This window comes from Pseudomonas sp. AU12215 (assembly GCF_001675465.2).
GTDB classification, from domain to species: Bacteria; Pseudomonadota; Gammaproteobacteria; order Pseudomonadales; family Pseudomonadaceae; genus Pseudomonas; species Pseudomonas nitroreducens.
In genome coordinates, this window is the sequence record NZ_MACM02000137.1 from 102,782 (window position 1) to 121,701 (window position 18,920).

Annotated in this window: 26 protein-coding genes and 4 tRNA genes; 14 read left to right on the forward strand and 16 right to left on the reverse strand. The window is 61.2% G+C overall.

Annotation, left to right across the window (positions count from 1 at the left end; translation table 11 throughout):
- Positions 1–61: 61 nt before the first annotated feature.
- The 7 genes from A9513_RS18195 to A9513_RS18225 form a co-directional block, all read right to left on the reverse strand.
- A complete protein-coding gene (locus tag A9513_RS18195) occupies positions 62–1,063 on the reverse strand; it encodes a glutathione S-transferase family protein (protein ID WP_065085197.1) in 1,002 nt (333 codons plus the stop codon).
- Positions 1,064–1,151: 88 nt separating this feature from the next.
- A complete protein-coding gene (locus A9513_RS18200; RefSeq protein ID WP_065085198.1) occupies positions 1,152–2,150 on the reverse strand; it encodes a glycosyl transferase family protein in 999 nt (332 codons plus the stop codon).
- Entirely contained in the window at positions 2,147–2,482 is a 336-nt protein-coding gene (locus A9513_RS18205) for a TusE/DsrC/DsvC family sulfur relay protein (protein WP_065085199.1), read from the reverse strand. The genes A9513_RS18200 and A9513_RS18205 overlap by 4 nt, the downstream gene beginning before the upstream one ends.
- A complete protein-coding gene (gene tusB, locus A9513_RS18210; RefSeq protein ID WP_065085200.1) occupies positions 2,479–2,781 on the reverse strand; it encodes a sulfurtransferase complex subunit TusB in 303 nt (100 codons plus the stop codon). Before tusB ends, A9513_RS18205 begins: the two co-directional genes overlap by 4 nt.
- Positions 2,781–3,140 (reverse strand): sulfurtransferase complex subunit TusC, encoded by a 360-nt coding sequence (gene tusC, locus A9513_RS18215; protein ID WP_065085201.1) that lies wholly within the window; start codon positions 3,138–3,140, stop codon positions 2,781–2,783. Before tusC ends, tusB begins: the two co-directional genes overlap by 1 nt.
- Positions 3,140–3,532 carry a sulfurtransferase complex subunit TusD gene (gene tusD / locus A9513_RS18220; protein WP_065085202.1) on the reverse strand — a complete coding sequence of 131 codons (393 nt, stop codon included), beginning with the start codon at positions 3,530–3,532 and terminating at the stop codon, positions 3,140–3,142. Before tusD ends, tusC begins: the two co-directional genes overlap by 1 nt.
- A 115-nt stretch (positions 3,533–3,647) precedes the next feature.
- A complete protein-coding gene (locus tag A9513_RS18225; RefSeq protein ID WP_024765156.1) occupies positions 3,648–4,313 on the reverse strand; it encodes a Bax inhibitor-1/YccA family protein in 666 nt (221 codons plus the stop codon).
- A gap of 134 nt (positions 4,314–4,447) precedes the next feature.
- Here A9513_RS18225 and A9513_RS18230 point away from each other — a divergent pair.
- From A9513_RS18230 to A9513_RS18265, 8 genes are all read left to right on the forward strand, one after another.
- A tRNA-Ser gene (locus tag A9513_RS18230) sits at positions 4,448–4,535 on the forward strand.
- Between the two features lie 193 nt (positions 4,536–4,728).
- Positions 4,729–4,992 (forward strand): hypothetical protein, encoded by a 264-nt coding sequence (locus A9513_RS18235; RefSeq protein ID WP_226045085.1) that lies wholly within the window; start codon positions 4,729–4,731, stop codon positions 4,990–4,992.
- Between the two features lie 337 nt (positions 4,993–5,329).
- A complete protein-coding gene (gene uvrY / locus A9513_RS18240) occupies positions 5,330–5,974 on the forward strand; it encodes a UvrY/SirA/GacA family response regulator transcription factor (RefSeq protein ID WP_017517075.1) in 645 nt (214 codons plus the stop codon).
- A 2-nt stretch (positions 5,975–5,976) separates the two neighbouring features.
- On the forward strand, positions 5,977–7,803 hold the full coding sequence (gene uvrC, locus A9513_RS18245) for an excinuclease ABC subunit UvrC (protein WP_065085203.1): 1,827 nt from the start codon (positions 5,977–5,979) through the stop codon (positions 7,801–7,803).
- Positions 7,804–7,836: 33 nt separating this feature from the next.
- Positions 7,837–8,397 carry a CDP-diacylglycerol--glycerol-3-phosphate 3-phosphatidyltransferase gene (gene pgsA / locus A9513_RS18250; protein ID WP_024767418.1) on the forward strand — a complete coding sequence of 187 codons (561 nt, stop codon included), beginning with the start codon at positions 7,837–7,839 and terminating at the stop codon, positions 8,395–8,397.
- Positions 8,398–8,465: 68 nt separating this feature from the next.
- A tRNA-Gly gene (locus tag A9513_RS18255) sits at positions 8,466–8,541 on the forward strand.
- Positions 8,542–8,577: 36 nt separating this feature from the next.
- Positions 8,578–8,651: transfer RNA gene (locus A9513_RS18260), tRNA-Cys, on the forward strand.
- A gap of 155 nt (positions 8,652–8,806) precedes the next feature.
- Positions 8,807–8,892, forward strand: a tRNA-Leu gene (locus tag A9513_RS18265).
- Between the two features lie 100 nt (positions 8,893–8,992).
- Here the strand turns inward: A9513_RS18265 and A9513_RS18270 are convergent.
- Together A9513_RS18270 and A9513_RS36145 are read right to left on the reverse strand one after the other, a co-directional pair.
- Positions 8,993–9,358 (reverse strand): DUF3509 domain-containing protein, encoded by a 366-nt coding sequence (locus A9513_RS18270; protein ID WP_024767164.1) that lies wholly within the window; start codon positions 9,356–9,358, stop codon positions 8,993–8,995.
- Positions 9,359–9,535: 177 nt separating this feature from the next.
- A complete protein-coding gene (locus A9513_RS36145; protein ID WP_099051257.1) occupies positions 9,536–9,700 on the reverse strand; it encodes a hypothetical protein in 165 nt (54 codons plus the stop codon).
- Positions 9,701–9,855: 155 nt separating this feature from the next.
- Between A9513_RS36145 and A9513_RS18275 the strand changes: the two genes are divergently transcribed.
- Positions 9,856–10,227, forward strand: a complete 372-nt coding sequence (locus tag A9513_RS18275; protein ID WP_065085204.1) for a LexA family transcriptional regulator — start codon at positions 9,856–9,858, stop codon at positions 10,225–10,227.
- A gap of 203 nt (positions 10,228–10,430) precedes the next feature.
- A complete protein-coding gene (gene galU, locus A9513_RS18280; protein WP_024767166.1) occupies positions 10,431–11,270 on the forward strand; it encodes a UTP--glucose-1-phosphate uridylyltransferase GalU in 840 nt (279 codons plus the stop codon).
- A 66-nt stretch (positions 11,271–11,336) separates the two neighbouring features.
- Here the strand turns inward: galU and A9513_RS18285 are convergent, their stop codons facing one another.
- A complete protein-coding gene (locus A9513_RS18285; RefSeq protein ID WP_065085205.1) occupies positions 11,337–11,768 on the reverse strand; it encodes a VOC family protein in 432 nt (143 codons plus the stop codon).
- 88 nt (positions 11,769–11,856) lie between these two features.
- Here A9513_RS18285 and gorA point away from each other — a divergent pair, with 88 nt between their 5' ends.
- Positions 11,857–13,215, forward strand: a complete 1,359-nt coding sequence (gorA, locus tag A9513_RS18290) for a glutathione-disulfide reductase (RefSeq protein WP_065085206.1) — start codon at positions 11,857–11,859, stop codon at positions 13,213–13,215.
- Positions 13,216–13,278: 63 nt separating this feature from the next.
- On the opposite strand, the gene A9513_RS18295 is transcribed toward gorA, so the two are convergent.
- Positions 13,279–14,277: a bile acid:sodium symporter family protein gene (locus tag A9513_RS18295; RefSeq protein WP_065085207.1), complete on the reverse strand. Its 999-nt coding sequence runs from the start codon at positions 14,275–14,277 to the stop codon at positions 13,279–13,281.
- Between the two features lie 98 nt (positions 14,278–14,375).
- Positions 14,376–14,630: a hypothetical protein gene (locus tag A9513_RS18300; RefSeq protein WP_064979825.1), complete on the reverse strand. Its 255-nt coding sequence runs from the start codon at positions 14,628–14,630 to the stop codon at positions 14,376–14,378.
- Between the two features lie 213 nt (positions 14,631–14,843).
- Here A9513_RS18300 and A9513_RS18305 point away from each other — a divergent pair, with 213 nt between their 5' ends.
- Positions 14,844–15,317, forward strand: coding sequence for an Lrp/AsnC family transcriptional regulator (locus tag A9513_RS18305; protein ID WP_037009888.1), 474 nt, complete (start codon positions 14,844–14,846; stop codon positions 15,315–15,317).
- A gap of 31 nt (positions 15,318–15,348) precedes the next feature.
- On the opposite strand, the gene A9513_RS18310 is transcribed toward A9513_RS18305, so the two are convergent.
- Complete coding sequence (locus A9513_RS18310; protein WP_024767171.1) at positions 15,349–15,855, reverse strand: DUF1993 family protein; 507 nt, start codon at positions 15,853–15,855, stop codon at positions 15,349–15,351.
- Between the two features lie 88 nt (positions 15,856–15,943).
- The gene (locus tag A9513_RS18315; protein ID WP_037009886.1) at positions 15,944–16,657 is read right to left on the reverse strand and encodes an endonuclease; all 714 of its coding nucleotides are present in this window, start codon (positions 16,655–16,657) and stop codon (positions 15,944–15,946) included.
- A gap of 445 nt (positions 16,658–17,102) precedes the next feature.
- Here A9513_RS18315 and A9513_RS18320 point away from each other — a divergent pair, with 445 nt between their 5' ends.
- The gene (locus A9513_RS18320) at positions 17,103–17,474 is read left to right on the forward strand and encodes a hypothetical protein (protein ID WP_141678457.1); all 372 of its coding nucleotides are present in this window, start codon (positions 17,103–17,105) and stop codon (positions 17,472–17,474) included.
- 6 nt (positions 17,475–17,480) lie between these two features.
- Here the strand turns inward: A9513_RS18320 and A9513_RS18325 are convergent, their stop codons facing one another.
- Positions 17,481–17,666 (reverse strand): hypothetical protein, encoded by a 186-nt coding sequence (locus A9513_RS18325; RefSeq protein ID WP_037009884.1) that lies wholly within the window; start codon positions 17,664–17,666, stop codon positions 17,481–17,483.
- A 112-nt stretch (positions 17,667–17,778) separates the two neighbouring features.
- Complete coding sequence (locus A9513_RS18330) at positions 17,779–18,093, reverse strand: hypothetical protein (protein ID WP_024767174.1); 315 nt, start codon at positions 18,091–18,093, stop codon at positions 17,779–17,781.
- Between the two features lie 222 nt (positions 18,094–18,315).
- Between A9513_RS18330 and A9513_RS18335 the strand changes: the two genes are divergently transcribed.
- Positions 18,316–18,696 (forward strand): hypothetical protein, encoded by a 381-nt coding sequence (locus A9513_RS18335; RefSeq protein ID WP_024767175.1) that lies wholly within the window; start codon positions 18,316–18,318, stop codon positions 18,694–18,696.
- Positions 18,697–18,920: the final 224 nt, after the last annotated feature.

Sequence of the window (18,920 nt, forward strand, 5' to 3'; positions counted from 1 at the left end):
TGGGTCCGTGATCAAGCTCGCTCCTACAGGTCTGATGGCGAATTCCGCTCCCGCGGCTGACTCAGCCCCTACGGAAAATACCCTCGCCCGCCAGATGCTCGCGCCCGTGCGGACTGGTGAAGTCCTGCTGCGGCCCCAGTGGCACGATGCCGGTCGGGTTGATGGTGCGATGGCTGCCGTAGTAGTGGTGCTTGATGTGCTGGAAATCCACCGTACCGGCAACGCCGTCCAGTTGATACAACTCGCGCAGCCAGCCGGACAGGTTCGGATAGTCCGCCTGGCGCCGCAGGTTGCACTTGAAGTGGCCGTGGTAGACCGCATCGAAGCGGATCAGCGTAGTGAACAGGCGCACATCGGCTTCGGTCAGGTATTCGCCCGCCAGGTAGCGCTGCTCGCCCAGGCGCTCTTCCAGCCAGTCCAGTTCATTGAACAATGTCTTGAAGGCTTCTTCGTAGGCGCCCTGCGTCGTCGCGAAGCCCGCACGGTAAACACCGTTGTTCACGGCCGGGTAGATACGCTCGTTCAGCTCATCGATCTGCGCGCGCAGCGGCTCCGGGTAGAGGTCCAGTTTGTTGCCGGTGATGCCGTCGAAAGCGGTGTTGAACATGCGGATGATCTCCGCCGATTCGTTGCTGACGATGCGCTGCTCATGCTTGTCCCACAGCACTGGTACGGTGACACGGCCGGTGTAGTGCGGGTCGTCCCGGGTATAGCGTTGATGGAGGAAGTCGAGGCCTTCGAGTTTGTCGCCGGTGGAGCCGAGCGCCTTGTCGAAGGTCCAGCCGTTTTCCAGCATCAGCCAACTGACAACCGACACGTCGATCAACGATTCGAGGCCCTTGAGCTGGCGGTAGATCAGCGTGCGGTGAGCCCACGGGCAGGCCAGGGATACGTAGAGGTGATAGCGGCCGGCCTCGGCGCGGAAGCCGCCTTCGCCGGTGGGGCCGGGCTGACCGTCGGCGGTGACCCAATTGCGGCGCTGCGCATTTTCGCGCTGGAAGCGGCCGTCCTTGCTGGTGTCATACCACTGATCTTGCCAGCGGCCATCAATCAACTGTCCCATCTTGAGTGCTCCAGAAAGCGGGAAGATGGGACCAGTCTATCGGCTCTGGCTCGATTGTTTAGCGCAAAAACAGGATTCCAGCTATCGACTAAATCGATCTGTTGCGCTCAGTCCAGCGTTTATCGGCCTCTGCGAAGGCTTCGTCTCGCTGCAGCCCGAGCGCGCGCAAGGCCAGGGCCATTGTTGCGCGGACGGCCAGCTCGCCGTAGACGTCCTCTGCGTCGCCGCGCCAGACCGCGGCCAGATGCTGCGGGTCGAGGCTTTCCGGCTTGACGTGACGCAGCGGTGAAAGCGCGGGCCATTCTTCGTCCCAGTCATTGCCATCGCGGCAGCCGTACAGGTGCGAAGAGGCGTCCGGGTTCACTTCGATCTCGCCGCCTTCGCCTTTGATGACGATGGCGTAGTCGCCCAGCAGGCGGCTGCCTTCGCGGTGTACGGCCTGGTAGCCGGGATGGAAAATGCTTTGCAGCACGCAGGTTGCGCCCAGCGGGTTGATCAGGCGCACCGAGGAATGAATGGGTGAGCGCAGGCCGAGGGTATTGCGCAAGTCGATCATTCGCTGCAGTCGCGGCATCCAGTCCACCAGCGGGGCGAAGGCGACGCCCTGGGTATCCAGTGCCTGGCTGACTGCGCTCCAGTCGCGGCACAGCGGCAGGCCCAGCAGCTCGAGCAATTGCTCGGTGTAGAGGCGGCCGGCGGTGTGGGCGCCTGCGCCATGCAAAAGTATGCGGGTGCCGCTGCCGCCCAGGCATTTCACCGCCAGCAGGTACCAGGGCAGGTGACGCTTCTTGCCGGCGTAGCTCGGCCAGTCCAGGTCCACGGCGATCTTCGGCGCTTGCAGGCGCTCGCGGACGGCCTCAGTGAAGCCGGCCAGCTCTTCTGCGCTTTCCTCCTTGTGCCGCAACAGCATCAGGAAGGCACCCAGTTGCGCCTCCTCGACCTTGTCGTCGAGGATGAAGCCCAGCGCTTCGCGGGCCTCCTCGCGGGTCAGGCCGCGTGCACCGCGCTTGCCTTTGCCGAGGATGCGGACGAACTGGGCGAAAGGGTGTTCGGCGGGTGTCTGCAGGACGAGCGGGGCGGCGGTCATAGGCAATTGGTCGGCTTCGGCAGGCCGGCGAGCTTGGCGGCAAGCTTGGCCGGGGTGCCCTTGAACAGGAGGTTGAGGTGCAGGCTGCTGCCCTTTTCCGCGCCCAGCTTCTGGGCTACGTATTTGATCAGCGGGCGGTTGGCCGGCGAGAGCTGGAACTCGCCGTAGAACTCGCGCAGCAACAGGAGGATTTCCCAATGCTCGGGGGTCAGGTGGATGCCTTCGTTGTGGGCCAGGGCTTCGGCGGCGGCGTCGCTCCAGTCGTTCAGGTCAGCGAGGTAGCCGTCCTTATCCAGCGGCAGGGCTTGGCCATTGACCAATAAGATACTCATAGCCAGGTGTTCACCTTGTCGAAGCGGGTGCAGAGTTCGACGAAGCCGGGGTAGTCCACGCTGTCGACTCGGGAGGCGAGGGCGTCGAGCCCGCGCGCTTGCAGGTCTTCCTGCAGCGCAAACAGGGAGTTGCTTGCCGGCAATTGCTCCAGCGCCTGCGCCGGCTGCGTACCTGTGCGGAGCGCGTATACCGCGTCACCGGTCAGCATGATGCCGTCATCGGCGCCCAGCAGGCGCAGGCAACTGTCGAGCCGACTGTCATTGAAGGGGGAGTGCGAGAGCAGGTGGAGGGTAGCCATCAGATCGTGATCACCTGGTCGTGGGTTTGCAGCAGGCCGCGAAGGGCGTTGTCATCCATCACCTGTGTGGCCAGCGTGAGGCTGCTGGCGTCCAGGCCGCGCTCGGTCAGGCTGCGCGCGCTGGCATAGAGATCCTCGACGCCAAAAAGCGGCAAGGCCTGCAGATTGGCTTGCAGGTCTTTTTGCTCAATACCGGCAGGGCGCTGGTCGGGTGCCAGCTGGAACACGCCGTCATCAAGGAAGAGCATTGAGATCGGCAGGTCGAACGCGCCGCCGGCCAGAGCGATATCCAGCGCCTCGCGGGCAGCGGGGCCGGCCCAGGGAGCCTGGCGGCTGATGATCAGCAGGGACTTGGCCATCAGTTGCCTCCAAAGCAGATCAGGCGGTCCGCCTGTTGCGCCGCTTCATGCAACTGGCCGAGGCCGGAAAGATCCCAGGGTGCCTGCAGGTTGGCGGCGGGACGGGAGTAGCGGCTGGCTTCCTCGCTATTCAGCACGCCGCGGCGCAGCGCTGCGGCGATGCAGACAACGCCGTCAAGCTGGTTGTCGGCAACGAAGCGCGTCCAGGCCGCCGCAACATCCAGTTCATCCTGGCTGGCCACGGTGTTGGCCGCTGCACTGTGCACTCCGTCCTGATAGAAGAACAGTCGGGAGATATCGTGGCCGCCGGCCAGCGCAGCTTCGGCGAAGCGCAGGGCGCGCCGGGCGGCTGGCGAGTGCGGCGGGGAGAAGAGGGCGATGACGAACTTCATGGAGCTGGCCTTGGCGGCGAATTTTCGCAGGATGATACGGCGCTGCGCCTTTTTTTGCCGCGCCTGACATGAAAAAAGCCCGTCGAAACGGGCTTTTTCCGTGGCACTGTGTTGATCAGTCGTCGCTGCCCATGATGCCGAAGATCTGCAGCAGGCTGATGAACAGGTTGTAGATCGACACATACAGGCTGATGGTCGCCATGATGTAGTTGCGCTCGCCACCGTGGATGATCGCGCTGGTCTGGAACAGGATCATCGCCGAGGAGAACAGCACGAAGCCGGCGCTGATGGCCAGTTGCAGGCCGCTGATCTGGAAGAACAGCGAGACCAGCACGGCGCCCAGCAGGACGAAGAAGCCTGCGGTGATGAAGCCGGACAGGAAGCTCATGTCCTTGCGGGTGGTCAGCACGTAGGCGGACAGGCCGAAGAACACCAGGGCGGTCATGAAGAAGGCGGAGGAAATGATGCTCGCGCCATTGGCCATGCCCAGGTACATGTTCAGGATCGGGCCGAGGGTGTAGCCCATGAAGCCGGTGAGGGCAAAGGTGCTGACCAGGCCCCAGGCGCTGTTGCGCAGCTTCACGGTGAGGAAGAACAGGCCATAGAAGCCGAGCAGCACCACGAAGAAGCTCGGGTACGGCAGGCGCATCTGTTGCGAGGCGAAGGCTACCAGGCCACTGAAGGCCAGGGTCAGGGCCAGCAGGCCGTAGGTATTGCGCAGGACGCCGCTGACCTCTTTCTGCTCCACGGCTGTGGAGTCGAGATATTGCCGTTCTTGCATGTCGTGACACTCCTGTTAAGCGGGATACGGATCCATGACCGTAGTGATGCTTATCATAACAGAGGGAAAAGCGCGCTGAATCATCAGAGTTTGACAGTGTGTTGCGATCCGGTAATATTGCGGCCCGCTCATGTGGAAGCGTGGCCGAGTGGTTTAAGGCAACGGTCTTGAAAACCGTCGACGGGCAACTGTCCTAGAGTTCGAATCTCTACGCTTCCGCCACTATTACAACGTTGAAAGCCCCGCACTGCGGGGCTTTCGCGTTTCTGCGGTGGGTTGCTTTAAGGGCTCGACCTCCGAATACGCATCGCACAAGTTAAACAGTGTCGGAAAAGTCAGTCATCCCGGTAGATGTTTCTGTAGGGCGATGATTGTCTCAGTTAAACTTAAAGTTCCTCTCCTCGGAAAATCCTGAATGAACCAAGTCGAAGATCTCGAGCGGCAGATGCGCGAAGCGCTGGGCGTAGCTCCGAAGAAAGTGAAAACCACTCGGGAAGTCAGCAACCCCATGAGGGGTTACCTGATTGTTCTCAGTGTGCGAGGCGCAAGCGGGCCCGCATTTCGCTTCGAGCACCGCTCACGTTCGCTGAGCCGTACCGAGGCCATCCTGGAGGCGGAGAAAGCCGCGCGCGCCGCAGGCTACAAGCCCTGGGCCCTGCTGGATGCCGTCGAGGCCTGAGCCGCATGAGCGCGGTGACGCCATGGGTCATCCGTCGGTTGCCGATATGGCGTGGCAATCCCGTGCGATGGATGTCGAGCCGATAGCGTCTATCAGATGGAAAACTCCGGCGATGGCTCCAGCTTCTTACAGCGCAATAGGTTGCCGGTACGGCCGTCCTAGACGCTTCGCCAAGCATCTGTCAGCATTTACCCCGCCTGCGCCACGTATCTCTGGCGCTTGCATTTTGGCGAACCGCTTCCAGGCTAGGTCGTAAGGCTGCTTTCTGTTAAGGTTCGGCAATTGTTCGAAGTCCCTTTTCGGGTCTCACCATTCCATTCTGCTCAAGGGGTGCTGCGTGATTAAGGTGCTGGTGGTCGATGATCACGATCTGGTGCGCACCGGAATTACCCGCATGCTGGCTGATATCGATGGCCTGCAGGTCGTTGGGCAGGCCGACTCCGGTGAGCGTGGGCTGCAGCTCGCTCGCGAACTCAAGCCTGACGTCGTCCTGATGGATGTGAAGATGCCCGGCATCGGCGGTCTCGAAGCCACCCGTAAGCTGTTGCGCAGCCAGCCCGATGTACGCGTCGTGGTGGTGACGGTATGCGAGGAAGACCCGTTCCCGACCCGTCTGATGCAGGCTGGTGCTGCGGGATATCTCACCAAGGGTGCAGCGCTGGATGAGATGGTCCAGGCGATACGCCAGGTTTTTGCCGGTCAGCGCTACATCAGCCCGCAGATTGCCCAGAACCTCGCGCTGAAGTCCTTCGAGCCGGAAAGGAACGCATCGCCATTCGATACCCTGTCCGAGCGTGAAATCCAGATCGCGCTGATGATCGCCAACTGTCACAAGGTGCAGAGCATCTCGGACAAGCTGTGCCTCTCGCCCAAGACTGTGAATACCTACCGCTACCGCATCTTCGAGAAGCTCTCGATCACCAGTGACGTCGAACTGGCGTTGCTGGCTGTCCGGCACGGCATGGTCGACGCCAGTAACTGATCATGGTGCAACCGTTCGATTCGGCGGCTTTCCTTGCCACCTGCAGCGGGCGGCCGGGCGTTTATCGCATGTTCGACGTCGACGCAAAGTTGCTCTACGTCGGCAAGGCGAAGGACCTCAAGAAGCGTCTCTCCAGCTACTTCCGCAAGACTGGCCTGGCGCCAAAGACGGCCGCCCTGGTGGCGAAGATCGCCCAGGTCGAGACCACCATCACCGCCAACGAAACCGAGGCGCTGCTGCTTGAGCAGACGCTGATCAAGGAATGGCGGCCGCCCTACAACATTCTGCTGCGCGACGATAAATCGTATCCGTACGTCTTCCTGTCGAGCGAGGATCAGTATCCGCGTCTGACCATTCACCGCGGCGCGAAGAAGGCCAAAGGACGGTACTTCGGGCCTTATCCGAGCGCTGGCGCCATTCGCGAAAGCCTGGCGTTGCTGCAGAAGGCCTTCTTCGTGCGCCAGTGTGAGGACAGCTACTACCGCAACCGCACGCGCCCGTGTCTGCAGTATCAGATCAAGCGCTGCAAGGCGCCCTGTGTCGGACTAGTGAGCGAGGAGGAGTACGCCGAAGACGTACGCCACTCGATCATGTTTCTCGAAGGGCGCAGCAATGTGCTGGCCGAGGAGCTCTCCACCAACATGGAAGAGGCGGCGATGCGCCTGGACTTTGAAAAGGCGGCGGAGCTGCGCGATCAGGTGCAGATCCTGCGCCGCGTGCAGGACCAGCAGAGCATGGAGTTCGGCACCGGTAACGTCGATGTGGTGGCGGCCATCGTTACGCCGGGTGGCGCATGCGTACACCTGATCAGCGTGCGGGGCGGTCGAGTGCTGGGAAGCAAGAACTTCTTCCCGCAGGTGGCGATCGAGGAGGAGGTGGGCGATGTCCTGCTGGCCTTCCTTGGGCAGTACTACCTCAGTCATCACGAGCGCGATCTGCCGAACGAGCTGATCGTCAATGCCGTGCACGAAGACTTCCCCATCCTGGCTTCCGCCATCGAGGCATCACGTGGGCGGCTGCTGGAAATCAGTCACCGCGTGCGTGCTACCCGCGCCCGCTGGCAGCAGCTTGCCGTGACCAACGCCGAGCAGGCGCTGGCGGCACGCCTCGCCAATCGACAGCACATGGCGGCGCGCTTCGATGCGCTGGGAGAGGCGCTGGACCTCCCCGAGCCACCGCAGCGGCTCGAGTGTTTCGATATCAGCCATTCCAGTGGCGAGGCGACGGTGGCGTCCTGTGTGGTCTTTGGCCCCGAAGGCGCACTGAAGTCGGACTATCGCCGCTTCAATATCGAGGGCATCACTGGCGGCGATGATTACGCCGCCATGCACCAGGCGCTGACCCGCCGCTTCAGCCGATTGAAGGAAGGCGAGGGCAAGATGCCCGATATCCTTCTGGTGGACGGCGGCAAGGGGCAGCTGGCGATGGCTCAGGAGGTGCTTCAGGAACTGGCGGTAGTCGGCCTGACGCTGCTAGGGGTCGCCAAGGGCGTCACTCGCAAGCCTGGTCTGGAAACCCTTTACCTCAATGATGCCGAGCACGAATTCACCTTGCCCGCTGACTCACCGGCGTTGCACCTGATCCAGCAGATCCGCGACGAAGCGCACCGCTTTGCCATCACCGGTCACCGTGCACGGCGGGGCAAGGCGCGACGCACCTCCACATTAGAAGACGTCGCTGGCGTCGGGCCCAAGCGCCGGCGCGATCTGCTGAAGCATTTCGGCGGGTTGCAGGAATTGGGCAGAGCCAGTATCGATGAAATTGCCAAAGCCCCCGGCATCAGCAAAAAGCTGGCAGAGCAGATTTATGCAGCACTGCACAGCGAGTAGAATGCCGGCTCAACTCGCAGACCTTCCGACCCGATGAATATCCCGAACCTGCTCACACTGCTTCGCGTTCTGCTCATCCCGATCTTCATCCTGCTGTTCTATCTTCCGTTCCCGGCCAGCCATCTGGCCGCCAGTGCCGTCTTTGCCCTTGCTGCCGCCACCGACTGGCTGGACGGCTACCTGGCGCGACGGCTGGGGCAGAGCACGCCCTTCGGTGCCTTCCTCGATCCGGTGGCAGACAAGCTGATGGTCGCTACCGCGCTAGTGCTGTTGGTGGAGGAACACGCGAATCTGTGGCTGACCCTGCCGGCCGTTATCATCATCGGTCGCGAGATCGTCGTTTCCGCGCTGCGCGAATGGATGGCAGAGATCGGGGCTAGGGCGCACGTGGCGGTATCCAGCCTGGGCAAATGGAAAACGGCGGCGCAGATGCTGGCGCTGGTCATTCTACTGGCCAATCCACCGTTGATGACTTTCTGGGTCCTGGTGGGTTACGCGCTGCTCATTGTTGCCGCCATCCTTACCCTGTGGTCGATGCTGCACTATCTCCTGGCTGCATGGCCGCACCTGAACACTACCCCAAAAGAGAAATAAGTATTTTTGAATCAAGGAGTTGACAGGCATTTCCAAATCGTTAGAATGGCGCCCGTCAACACGACAACGCGGGAATAGCTCAGTTGGTAGAGCACGACCTTGCCAAGGTCGGGGTCGCGAGTTCGAGTCTCGTTTCCCGCTCCAGATTTTCGATGATTCACCTTGAGTCATCCGTGTTACGGCTGAGTAGCAGAGTGGTTATGCACCGGATTGCAAATCCGTGAACGCCGGTTCGATTCCGACCTCAGCCTCCAATAGAAAAGCCCTGTAAATCGAAGATTTACAGGGCTTTTTCTTTAACTGCCCGCTGCGGGAGTTGCCAGGTTCGGCAACTTGCGCAGATGAGTTGGGGCTGTATATAGTCCAGCCCTTTCCGGGCGCATGCCTGGATACGCTACAACGCGCTGCCGCCCGGATGGCGAAATCGGTAGACGCAGGAGACTTAAAATCTCTCGCCCTTTGGGCGTGCCGGTTCGAGTCCGGCTCCGGGCACCATTTCCCATCTCCCCGAATCATTGCAGTTTGCATGTCTGAATCGAGGCGAGCGCCATACATGAAAAAACCGGCCTAGGCCGGGTTTTTCATTTTCAGCGATTCAGGCGCCGATGTGCGCCATCGAGCGCAGTTTTGCGCCGGCCTTGACGATGCGGCGCTGGCGCAGGGGGCCGCTGGCCTCATAAAAATTCTGCAGCGGTACTTCTTCCTTGAAGTGATCGGCGTCCTGCTCCTGCAGCGGGCCGTATTCGGTTGCCAGATCGCGGCGGATGCGACCTACCAGGCTGGTCAGCAGCTCTTCGTTGCGTTGTTCTTCCAGTCGCACCACCCGACAGGCGATGTGTTCACCCGCTTCCTTGCTCAGCGTCATGATCAGATTGCCGTCCGGTCGAGCGGTGAAACTCACTTCGAAATCGGAAAAGACCTGGCAGAGATATTGGGCGGCAGGCAGGCGGTCGATTGGCATGGCGTCGTCCTCGGCAATGTGTGGGTGGATTCATCCCTTTCATTGCAGGGTGCGTACCAATCTCGGATAAATTAAAAATCCTTTAAAATCAAATATTTAAAAATAATCCGCGTCTCGCTTTCCATGCAGCCTGCAAGGTGTGGCGCAAATACAATGGCATTTTGCACGATGGCGATTCTAGTGCGGGAGGAGGTGACGCCTCGGTGAAGCGGTTTTTGCCTTGTGCTTGAACTTCTGCATGCGGGCGCGGCGCATGGGTACGCGCAGGATGGCCCACAGCGTGACCAGTGCCAGCAGGACCCAGCCGAGAATCATGAGTGTGACGAACGTGCCTGGATTCATCTTGATATCCTCACCCCTCCCTAAGGGTAGTCCACCGCCAACGGCTTACTGTCCTTTCGGTTGAGCGGCAATCTCTGCGTAGGTTCCATTCAATGGCTTGCCGGGCTGGCAGGTATCTGATATCTGTATGTATATACAGTATTCGGAGAAAGGTCATGCAACAAGCCATTCTGGATGTCCAAGATGTGATGCAGTCGGGCGCAGGCGTTGCGGCCACCGCAGTGATTCTGCATACCTACATAGTCCGTGCGTGTGGCGAAGAGATGACGCAGGCGGGCATTCACGACAGCGACCTGTTGCTGGTCGACCGTTCCGAATTGGCGGCGCCGGGTGAGATCGTGGTGGCGGCACTGAACGGTGAGGCGCTGATTCGCCGGCTCGCCATCATCGATGGCTGTTTCGCTCTCCAGGCAGCGAGCGATGGCTTTCCCACCTTGAAGGTCGAGGAGGGAGATGAGCTTTCGATCTGGGGCGTGGTGCGGCAGCGGCTTTGCGGGAGCGACGTGGCGCAAGGAGCCAGAGCATAGAAAGGGCGCGGGCAGGACCGGGATGCTGCCCATTTGCCAGTAAGTTCGAGAACTAAACTGGCAATCCGGTGGTCAGATGCGCGTGTCATCGGTTTCAAGTGCGCGGAAGTGTCGTGCAGCTTGCAATCCGGGGCATTGTAAGGCGGACGCAGCCTGATTAGACTGCGCGCAACTCGCACCCCTGTCCCTCTCGAAGGACTCCCATGATCAAGAAATGTCTGTTCCCGGCCGCCGGCTACGGTACCCGCTTCCTCCCGGCCACCAAGGCCATGCCCAAGGAAATGCTGCCGGTGGTGAACAAGCCGCTGATCCAGTATGCCGTTGAAGAGGCGCTGGAAGCCGGTCTCGGCGAAATCGGTATCGTCACTGGCCGTGGCAAGCGCTCGCTCGAAGACCACTTCGACATCAGCTATGAGCTGGAGCACCAGATTCGCAACACCGACAAGGAAAAGTACTTGGTCGGTATTCGTCGCCTGATCGACGAGTGCACCTTCTCCTACACCCGCCAGGTTGAAATGAAGGGCCTGGGCCACGCGATCCTGACCGGTCGCCCGCTGATCGGCGACGAGCCCTTCGCTGTCGTGCTGGCGGACGACCTGTGCCTGAACCTGGAAGGCGACAGCGTCCTCAAGCAGATGGTCAAGCTGTACAACCAGTTCCGCTGCTCCATCGTGGCAATCCAGGAAGTGCCGCCGGAAGAGACCAACAAATACGGTGTGATCGCCGGCGAGATGATCCGCGACGACATCTACCGCGTGAACACCATGGTCGAGAAGCCCAAGCCCGAAGATGCCCCGTCGAATCTGGCGATCATCGGCCGTTACATCCTGACTCCGGATATCTTCGACCTGATCGAGCAGACCGAGCCGGGCAAGGGCGGTGAAATCCAGATCACCGACGCTCTGATGAAGCAGGCCCAGGACGGTTGCGTACTGGCCTACAAATTCAAGGGCAAGCGCTTCGACTGCGGTAGCGCCGAGGGTTACATCGAGGCGACCAACTTCTGCTACGAGCACCTCTACAAGACTGGCAAGGCCTGGTAACTCCGGACCTTTCCGCTCTTTGAGAAAGCCACCTTCGGGTGGCTTTTTCGTGTGTGCAGCCGGGCATCACATCGAGCGCGGGATTGGCATGGCCTCCGATCCCGGCCCGAGTGGCTGCCCATAACTGAACTCGACGTAGTTGCCCGCCGGGTCGCGCAGTCCGCAGTAATAACCCACCGGGTAGGGCTCTGCCCGGGGTGCCCAGATCAGGCAGCCGGCCGACTGGGCATCCCTGGCGATACGGTCGACTTCCTCGTGGCTGTCCACCGCGAAGCCGAAGTGGCTGTAGTCATCGCTGGCCAGGTGCCGCGCCTGCCCGCCTGGCATGATGACGAAGATGAGGCGGTGCTCCTTGCCGGGCTCCGCCATCCAGACAATGCGTGACCCCTTGCCTTCGCGCTGGTGGATGATGCGCATACCGCAGAAGCGCTCGTAGAACGCTATGCAGGCCTCAAGATCAGGTACGTGCAGGGCCAGGTGGGTCAGGGATGGGCGCATGGCGAATACTCCTTTGGCAGCGGCTGATGGCAGGATAGGTCAGGCGTCATGAGGTATGCTGCCTGTCATATCCAAGCGGAGATCCATGATGTCTTTCGATTTCGACCTGTTCGTCATCGGTGCGGGTTCCGGCGGTGTGCGTGCTGCGCGCTTTGCCGCGGGCTTTGGCGCCAAGGTGGCCGTGGCGGAAAGCCGCTACCTGGGAGGTACCTGCGTCAACGTCGGTTGCGTGCCGAAGAAGCTGCTGGTGTACGGGGCGCATTTCCATGAGGACTTCGAGCAGGCTGCCGGCTTTGGCTGGACCCTGGGTGAGGCGAAGTTCGACTGGCCGACACTGATCGCCAACAAGAATCGCGAGATCCATCGCCTCAATGGCATCTACCGCAATCTGCTGGTGAACAGCGGCGTCACGCTGCTGGAGGGACATGCCAGGCTGCAGGATGCGCACACCGTGGAAGTCGACGGCCAGCGTTTCCGTGCCAAGCACATCCTCATTGCCACCGGTGGCTGGCCGCAGGTGCCGGATATTCCCGGCAAGGAGCACGCGATCTCTTCCAATGAGGCCTTCTTCCTCAAGGAACTGCCGCGTCGGGTGCTGGTGGTCGGCGGCGGTTACATTGCCGTGGAATTCGCCGGCATATTCCACGGCTTGGGGGCGCAGACTTCGCTGCTGTACCGCAAGGATTTGTTCCTGCGTGGCTTCGATCGCAGCGTGCGCGAGCACCTGCGCGACGAGCTGACGAAGAAGGGGCTGGACCTGCAGTTCAACAGCGACATCGCACGCATCGACAAGCAGGCCGACGGCAGCCTCGCTGCGACGCTCAAGGATGGTCGCGTGCTGGAGGCGGATTGCGTGTTCTACGCAACCGGCCGCCGTCCGCAACTGGACAACCTGGGCCTGGAGAATGTCTCGGTCGAGCTGGATGATCGTGGTTACATCAAGGTCGATGAGGCCTATTGCACCAGCGAGCCATCGATCCATGCCATCGGTGATGTGATCGGCCGGGTGCAGTTGACCCCCGTGGCACTGGCCGAAGGCATGGCGCTGGCGCGCAAGCTGTTCCGCCCGGAGGAATACCGCCCGGTAGACTACAAGCTGATTCCCACCGCTGTATTCAGCCTGCCCAACATCGGCACGGTCGGCCTGACCGAAGATGAAGCGCGCAGCGCCGGACACCGGGTGAAGCTATTCGAGAGCCGTTTCCGTCCGATGAAACTGACGCTCACCGAGTGCCAGGAACGGACCCTGATGAAGCTGATCGTCGATGCCGACACCGATAAGGTGCTGGGTTGCCATATGGTCGGCCCGGAAGCCGGAGAAATCCTCCAGGGCATCGCCATTGCGCTCAAGGCTGGAGCAACCAAGCGGGTGTTCGATGAAACCATCGGCATTCACCCGACCGCGGCGGAAGAGTTCGTGACGCTGCGTACCCCGGTCGGTGCCTGACGGCGCTGGCGGAAATGAAAAAGCCGGTGCAGATGCACCGGCTTTTTTGCGGGCGGGGCGCCGTCAGTTGGCGCGCTCCAGCGGTGCGTGGCCGTCTTCCTGGCGCTGGGAGTAGCGCTGGGCGAGCACGGCGCAGACCATCAGCTGGATCTGGTGGAACAGCATCAGTGGCAGCAGGATCACGCCGACGGTGCTGCTGGCGAACAGCACCGAGGCCATGGGCACGCCGGTGGCGAGGCTCTTCTTCGAGCCGCAGAAGATGATGGTAATCCTGTCTTCCAGGGAGAAGCCCAGCCAGCGCCCCAGCAGGTTGGTGGCGACCAGCGCCAGTGCCAGCAGCACGCAGCAGGCCACGACCAGGCCGGCCAGCGCCGGAAGCGGAACCTGGTGCCACAGGCCCTGAATGACGGCGGCGCTGAAGGCGGTGTAGACCACCAGCAGAATCGATCCCTGGTCCACGTAGCGCAGGACCGGCTTGTGCCGCTCCACCCAGGCGCCGATCCACGGGCGCAGCAGCTGGCCGGCAATGAAGGGCACCAGCAGTTGCAGGGTGATCTTGCCGATGGCGTCCAGCGTCGACATTCCGGTATCGCCATGGGCGCCGATCAGCAACTGCACGAGCAGCGGCGTGACGAAGACGCCCAGCAGGCTGGAGGCCGATGCGCTGCAGATAGCCGCCGGGATATTGCCCCGTGCCAGCGACGTGAAGGCGATAGCCGATTGCACGGTGGCGGGCAGGGCGCAGAGATACAGCATGCCCAGGTACAGGTCCGGGGTCACCAGGGGCGACAATGCGGGCTTGAGCGCCAGGCCGAGCAGGGGAAAGAGGATGAAGGTGCAGGAGAATATCAGCAGGTGCAGCCGCCAGTGGGTGGCGCCGGCGATGATCGCCTGGCGCGACAGCTTGGCACCGTGAAGGAAGAACAGCAGCGCGATGCCCAGGTTGGTGATCCAGCCGAAAATCACGGCAGCGGTGCCTTCGCAGGGCAGCAGGCTGGCAACGGTCACGGTGGCGATCAGCGCCAGGGTGAAGTTGTCGGGGAGCAGGCGTGGGCGAGCCATGGGCACATCTCTCATCGTTGTTGTGTGTGAAAGACCACGAAGGTCAGGTTCGCACTCTAAGCCTGCGAGGATGTGCCGGCTAACGCCAGAAAGTCAGCTTATGTCGCTGAAAGGACAGTTTCTGCTCCCTGCACATGCAGGTCCACCGAGCACACGCTGACCATTCCGCGCATGCGCTGGGCGATCACCTCGGCGCGATAGCGCGGCAGCGTGTTCACGCGCAGGGCGATGTCCAGCCAGTCTTCCCGACGGGAGGATTCCACCTCGGCCGGTACGTGGCCCTGCAGTGCAAACTGGTTCAGCAGGCGACAGAGAATGTCGGCATCGATCTCGGCGCGAATCAGGTAGCGCACGTCGGCGGCCACTTCGGTGGGGACGGGGCGGTCTTGTGGGAGCGGGGGGAGTTCGACGAGTTGGAGTGCGGGGAGCGTCATGGCGGCTGGCCGATGCAGGAAAGGTGAAGAATATTCTGCGGGCGCGCCGGAGGAATTATTTGCCTGATTTCTGCAATGGGTGACTTATTTGTGCATTAATAAGTCTTTCTTGCTGATATTTGAGATTTGTATATGCCCATATCGCTGGATGCCCAAGACCGCAGGATCCTCGAGTTACTGCAGGAGGAGGCAACGCTTTCGACGGCCGAGATCGCTGAGCGCATCGGCCTGTCGCAATCGCCGTGCTGGCGCCGAATTCAGCGATTGAAGGACGAGGGTGTGATCCGCAAGCAGGTGACTCTGCTGGATCGCAAGAAGATCGGCCTGAATACCCAGATATTCGCCCAGGTGAAACTCAACGCCCATGGGCGCAATCACCTGACGGATTTTGCGCAGGCCATGCAGGAGTTCCCCGAGGTGCTGGAGTGCCACGTCCTGATGGGCGCGGTCGACTTCATGCTGCGCATCGTGACGGAGGATGTGGAGGCTTACGAGCGCTTCTTCTTCGAGCGACTGTCCCAGGTGCCGGGCGTGCAGGAGATCAACTCCATCGTGGCGCTCTCGGAGATCAAGTCCACCACCACATTGCCTCTGCCGCGCGGCTGAAAAGGCGCCGGGATGCCGGCGCCCAGGGCGGTCAGACGCCGCCGAGATAGTCCATCTTGCCGACTTCCACGCCATTGTGGCGGAGGATGTCGTAGGCCGTGGTGATGTGGAAATAGAAGTTCGGGTTGACGAACCCGAGCAGGAAGTCCGAGCCCTTGAAGCTGACTTCGCGAGTACGCAGCTTCAGCTCGATGGTGCGGTTTTCGGCGCCTTCGAACTGCTCGGGCTTCAGGGACTTGAGGAAGTCGATGGTCTTCGCGATGCGCGCTTGCAGCTCTGCGAAGGTGGTTTCGTCATCGGCGAAGCTCGGCACCTCGACACCGGCCAGGCGCGCGCCGGCGCCTTTGGCGGAGTCGGAGGCTATCTGCACCTGGCGCCCCAGAGCGAACATGTCCGGGGCGAGACGGGCGTTGATCAGGACGGAAGGGTCGATGGACTTGGCTTCGGCATGGGTGGCGGCCTTGGCGAGAATCGCCGAGAGATTGCCGAGCATGCGGATGAAGACGGGAACGGAAGCCTGGTAGATCGAGAGGGACATGCTGCGTACTCCAGACAGATGAAGGTGAGCTCGTCACGGTGGACGGCCGTCGGAGTCTACTGCGGGTATCTGCGGCTGTCGCCAGGCTTCAGCGCCAGGCCACTTTCGGCGCCGGACAGCGATCGTTCTCGATCGGGCCGACGTAGGGATTGCCCCAGCCCATTACGCAGCCGACCATCTGGTTGCGCTGGCGCTCCCAGGCTTCCACCGGGTACTGCTTGCTCCAGGCGGTGAACAGCTGGCGGTCCTGGTTGGAGAGCTTCAGGCCGTAGCGGTCGCTCATATAGAAGTAGGTGCGGGCGATCATGCCGCGAATCTGCGGGCGGGGCATGGCCTTGCGTGCCTTGAAATCCACCACCATCGGGCAGGCGCCGTACTGCGAGGGCTTTTGCTGCAGCCAGCCGAAGCTGTAGTTGGCGCGGTCGCCGTTCACTTCGCCGATGCTCGGCACCAGGTTGTGCAGGTCCGCCTCGGCCTTCTGGTACACCCGGTCATTGCGCGAGCAGTTCTTGCGCCCGCCGCTCTGCCAGCATTGGCGCTGGTGGCCGATCACCCAGGCGGGAACGATGTGCTCCCACTCGATGCGCGAGGCGCGGTTGGCATTCTTGCGCGGGGTGTAGCCGCAGCTCTTCAGGTCGACCTTGGTGCCGTTGTAGCGGCAGCCGCAATAGAACTCCACCGATTGGCGGGCGTACAGCTTGCGCCCGACCTTCTTGGCTTCCTCGAAGGTGCGCGGGGCGGCAGCAGAGGCAACGGTGGGAACAGCGAGGATCAGCAGCAGGGCCAGGCAGCGTCCGAACATGAGGCATTCCTTACGAAAGTCGCTGCATCTTACTGATTGAGAAAGAATTGCCAATCGTGGCAATGGAATGGCAAGGCTGTGGCGTGACGAGAAACGCCCGACGTGGTGCGCAGGGCTTATGGCGACTGGGAACGCTTGGCAATGGAGCTTCCAATCTTTTCAACTTGCTTCATAAATGGCTCGTAACGTCATGATTTTAAAGTAAATTAAGTTGTCTAAATTACTTTAAGAACAAGCGCTATCACGATGTTTTAATGAGTTTTCCCCTGCTGCGGATGGCGACCGCATCTGTCGTGTATCTTGCGGGGCATATATCAGAGATTTGACATCAATATATTATTGCAAGGCATTGATATAAAAAGATTAAATTTATCTGTGTGCGCGGCCTGCTCGAGGTGTACAAGGCTTGGTAAGCTGAACCTTTCCGTCATCCGGGATGATCATCATGATTGAGCGCAGAACCTTGGCGGCGATCGCCTGCCTCGCATTGGCCATGCCAGCCTTCGCGCAGAAGTTCACCGGGCAGGAGGCGCAATCGCAAAGTGCGCCGCGCTATCAGAACCAGACGCAATGGCAGCAGTCGCCGCCGGTGATCCAGCGCATCTATGTCAGCCCGGGGGCAACCGGTAGCGTAGGCAGCTCGTCCAGCTGGCAACGCAATGACAGCTATGGTGGCGTGCGGGTGCCCAGTGGCTACGGCGAGACGCGTTCGAACACGGTCATCATCGACCAGGGCAGCGGCGGCATCCGACAGAGCATCGAATACCCCAATGGCGCGGTCTATCCGCGAGGCAACGGCAATTATCAGCAGCAGTGAGCCGGGTCAGTCGACCAGGTCGTCGCGCGTCAGGCGGGATTTACGCAGGCCGCCGTGGCTGTAGAACAGCCCGGTATCGCCGCGCCAATGGAAGAGTGTGGCGAGAAACGCCGAGCTGACCCGGCCCACATCCCAGCTACGGAGTTTGCGGTAGGCCCAGAGCCAGCTGTCGTCGGAGGAGGAGGCGCTCATGGAATCGTCCTTGATTCGGCAAGCGGGAAAAGTGCATGGGACATTAGTGCGCCTGATAGGCCTTCGCAAGTCGCTGCTCCCGCAACCGCAACCTGCGAAAACGCCTGCGCACTCAGGCAGTGCTGAGCGCCTTCGATTCCTCGACGTACTCCTTCAGCCAGCGCAGCACCTCCACGGCATCCCAGCGGCTGGGGTCGAACATGGCGTAGGCCTGGCCCTGGTAACCCACTACATCCAGCGGGCGGTGATAGCCGGCGCGCTGCATCAGGGCCTCGATTTCCGCGAAGCACAGGTTGAAGTGGGTACGGCTGAAAGGCGTCTTGCCCTCTGTGACCAACCCCTCCAACAGCAGTTCCGCCACGGCCTCGCTGACTTCCTCGATGGCCATGTGGTTCACCGTGTACTTCAGCTGATGGATACTCACCATCGCTTGCTCCTCAATGGGTTTCAGGCCCATGCCCTGTGATTCGAGGTGATCGACGTAGCCAATGGACTATGGCCTTTCGTCGAGGTTTAAAAAATTTTCGCAAAAGACTGTATGCATGAACAGTATTTTCTCCTAGTATCCCTCTCGCGGTCTGACAGAAACCTTGAAGTGCCCGTCGCCAGTGGCCTGGCGGGCATTGCTCGACGAACAGGAGCGATGGCGATGCTGCAGAAACTGATGCTTTGTGCCGGTCTGGCGATGCTTGCGGGTTGCGCCCAGCCCCAGGCGGATGTCCCGCGCGCCAATGGCGCCTACCTCATCATCGAGGGCAAGGAGGCCTGGGCCGTTCTGGTGGCTGACGGCAAGCGCATCGAGGAGCGCGGCACGGTACGCGATGCCATCCGTCTGCCGAAGGAGCGCTCGGCGATCGCTGCCAGCTACGTGATCGACACGCCCAACTGCGGGCGCCTGCAATGGTTGACCGAAGGCGAGGGCGACTCCACCGTGCGGCTGTCCCCGCAGGGCGAAGCGGACGACCTTTCGGGCTGCCGGATCAGCGATGGGCTCAGCCGCGTCTGGACCGCGCTGGACTATTCGAGCTGAGCATCAGCTTCCAGAAATCCGATCTCCGACAAAATGTTTCGGCTGGCCCTCTCTTCACGTTTTTTTCACACCCAGGGGCAGAGGATGAAAACCAGCTAAGGGATTAGCTCCCCATCGAAAAGCCCGCTTGATTGCGGGCTTTTTATTGCCTGCCGACCAAGGTCGGCTCGCCCGCCAGACGCTCTGCAGCTAAGGTGAAGCTCCACGGAAAGGCGGAGATAGAG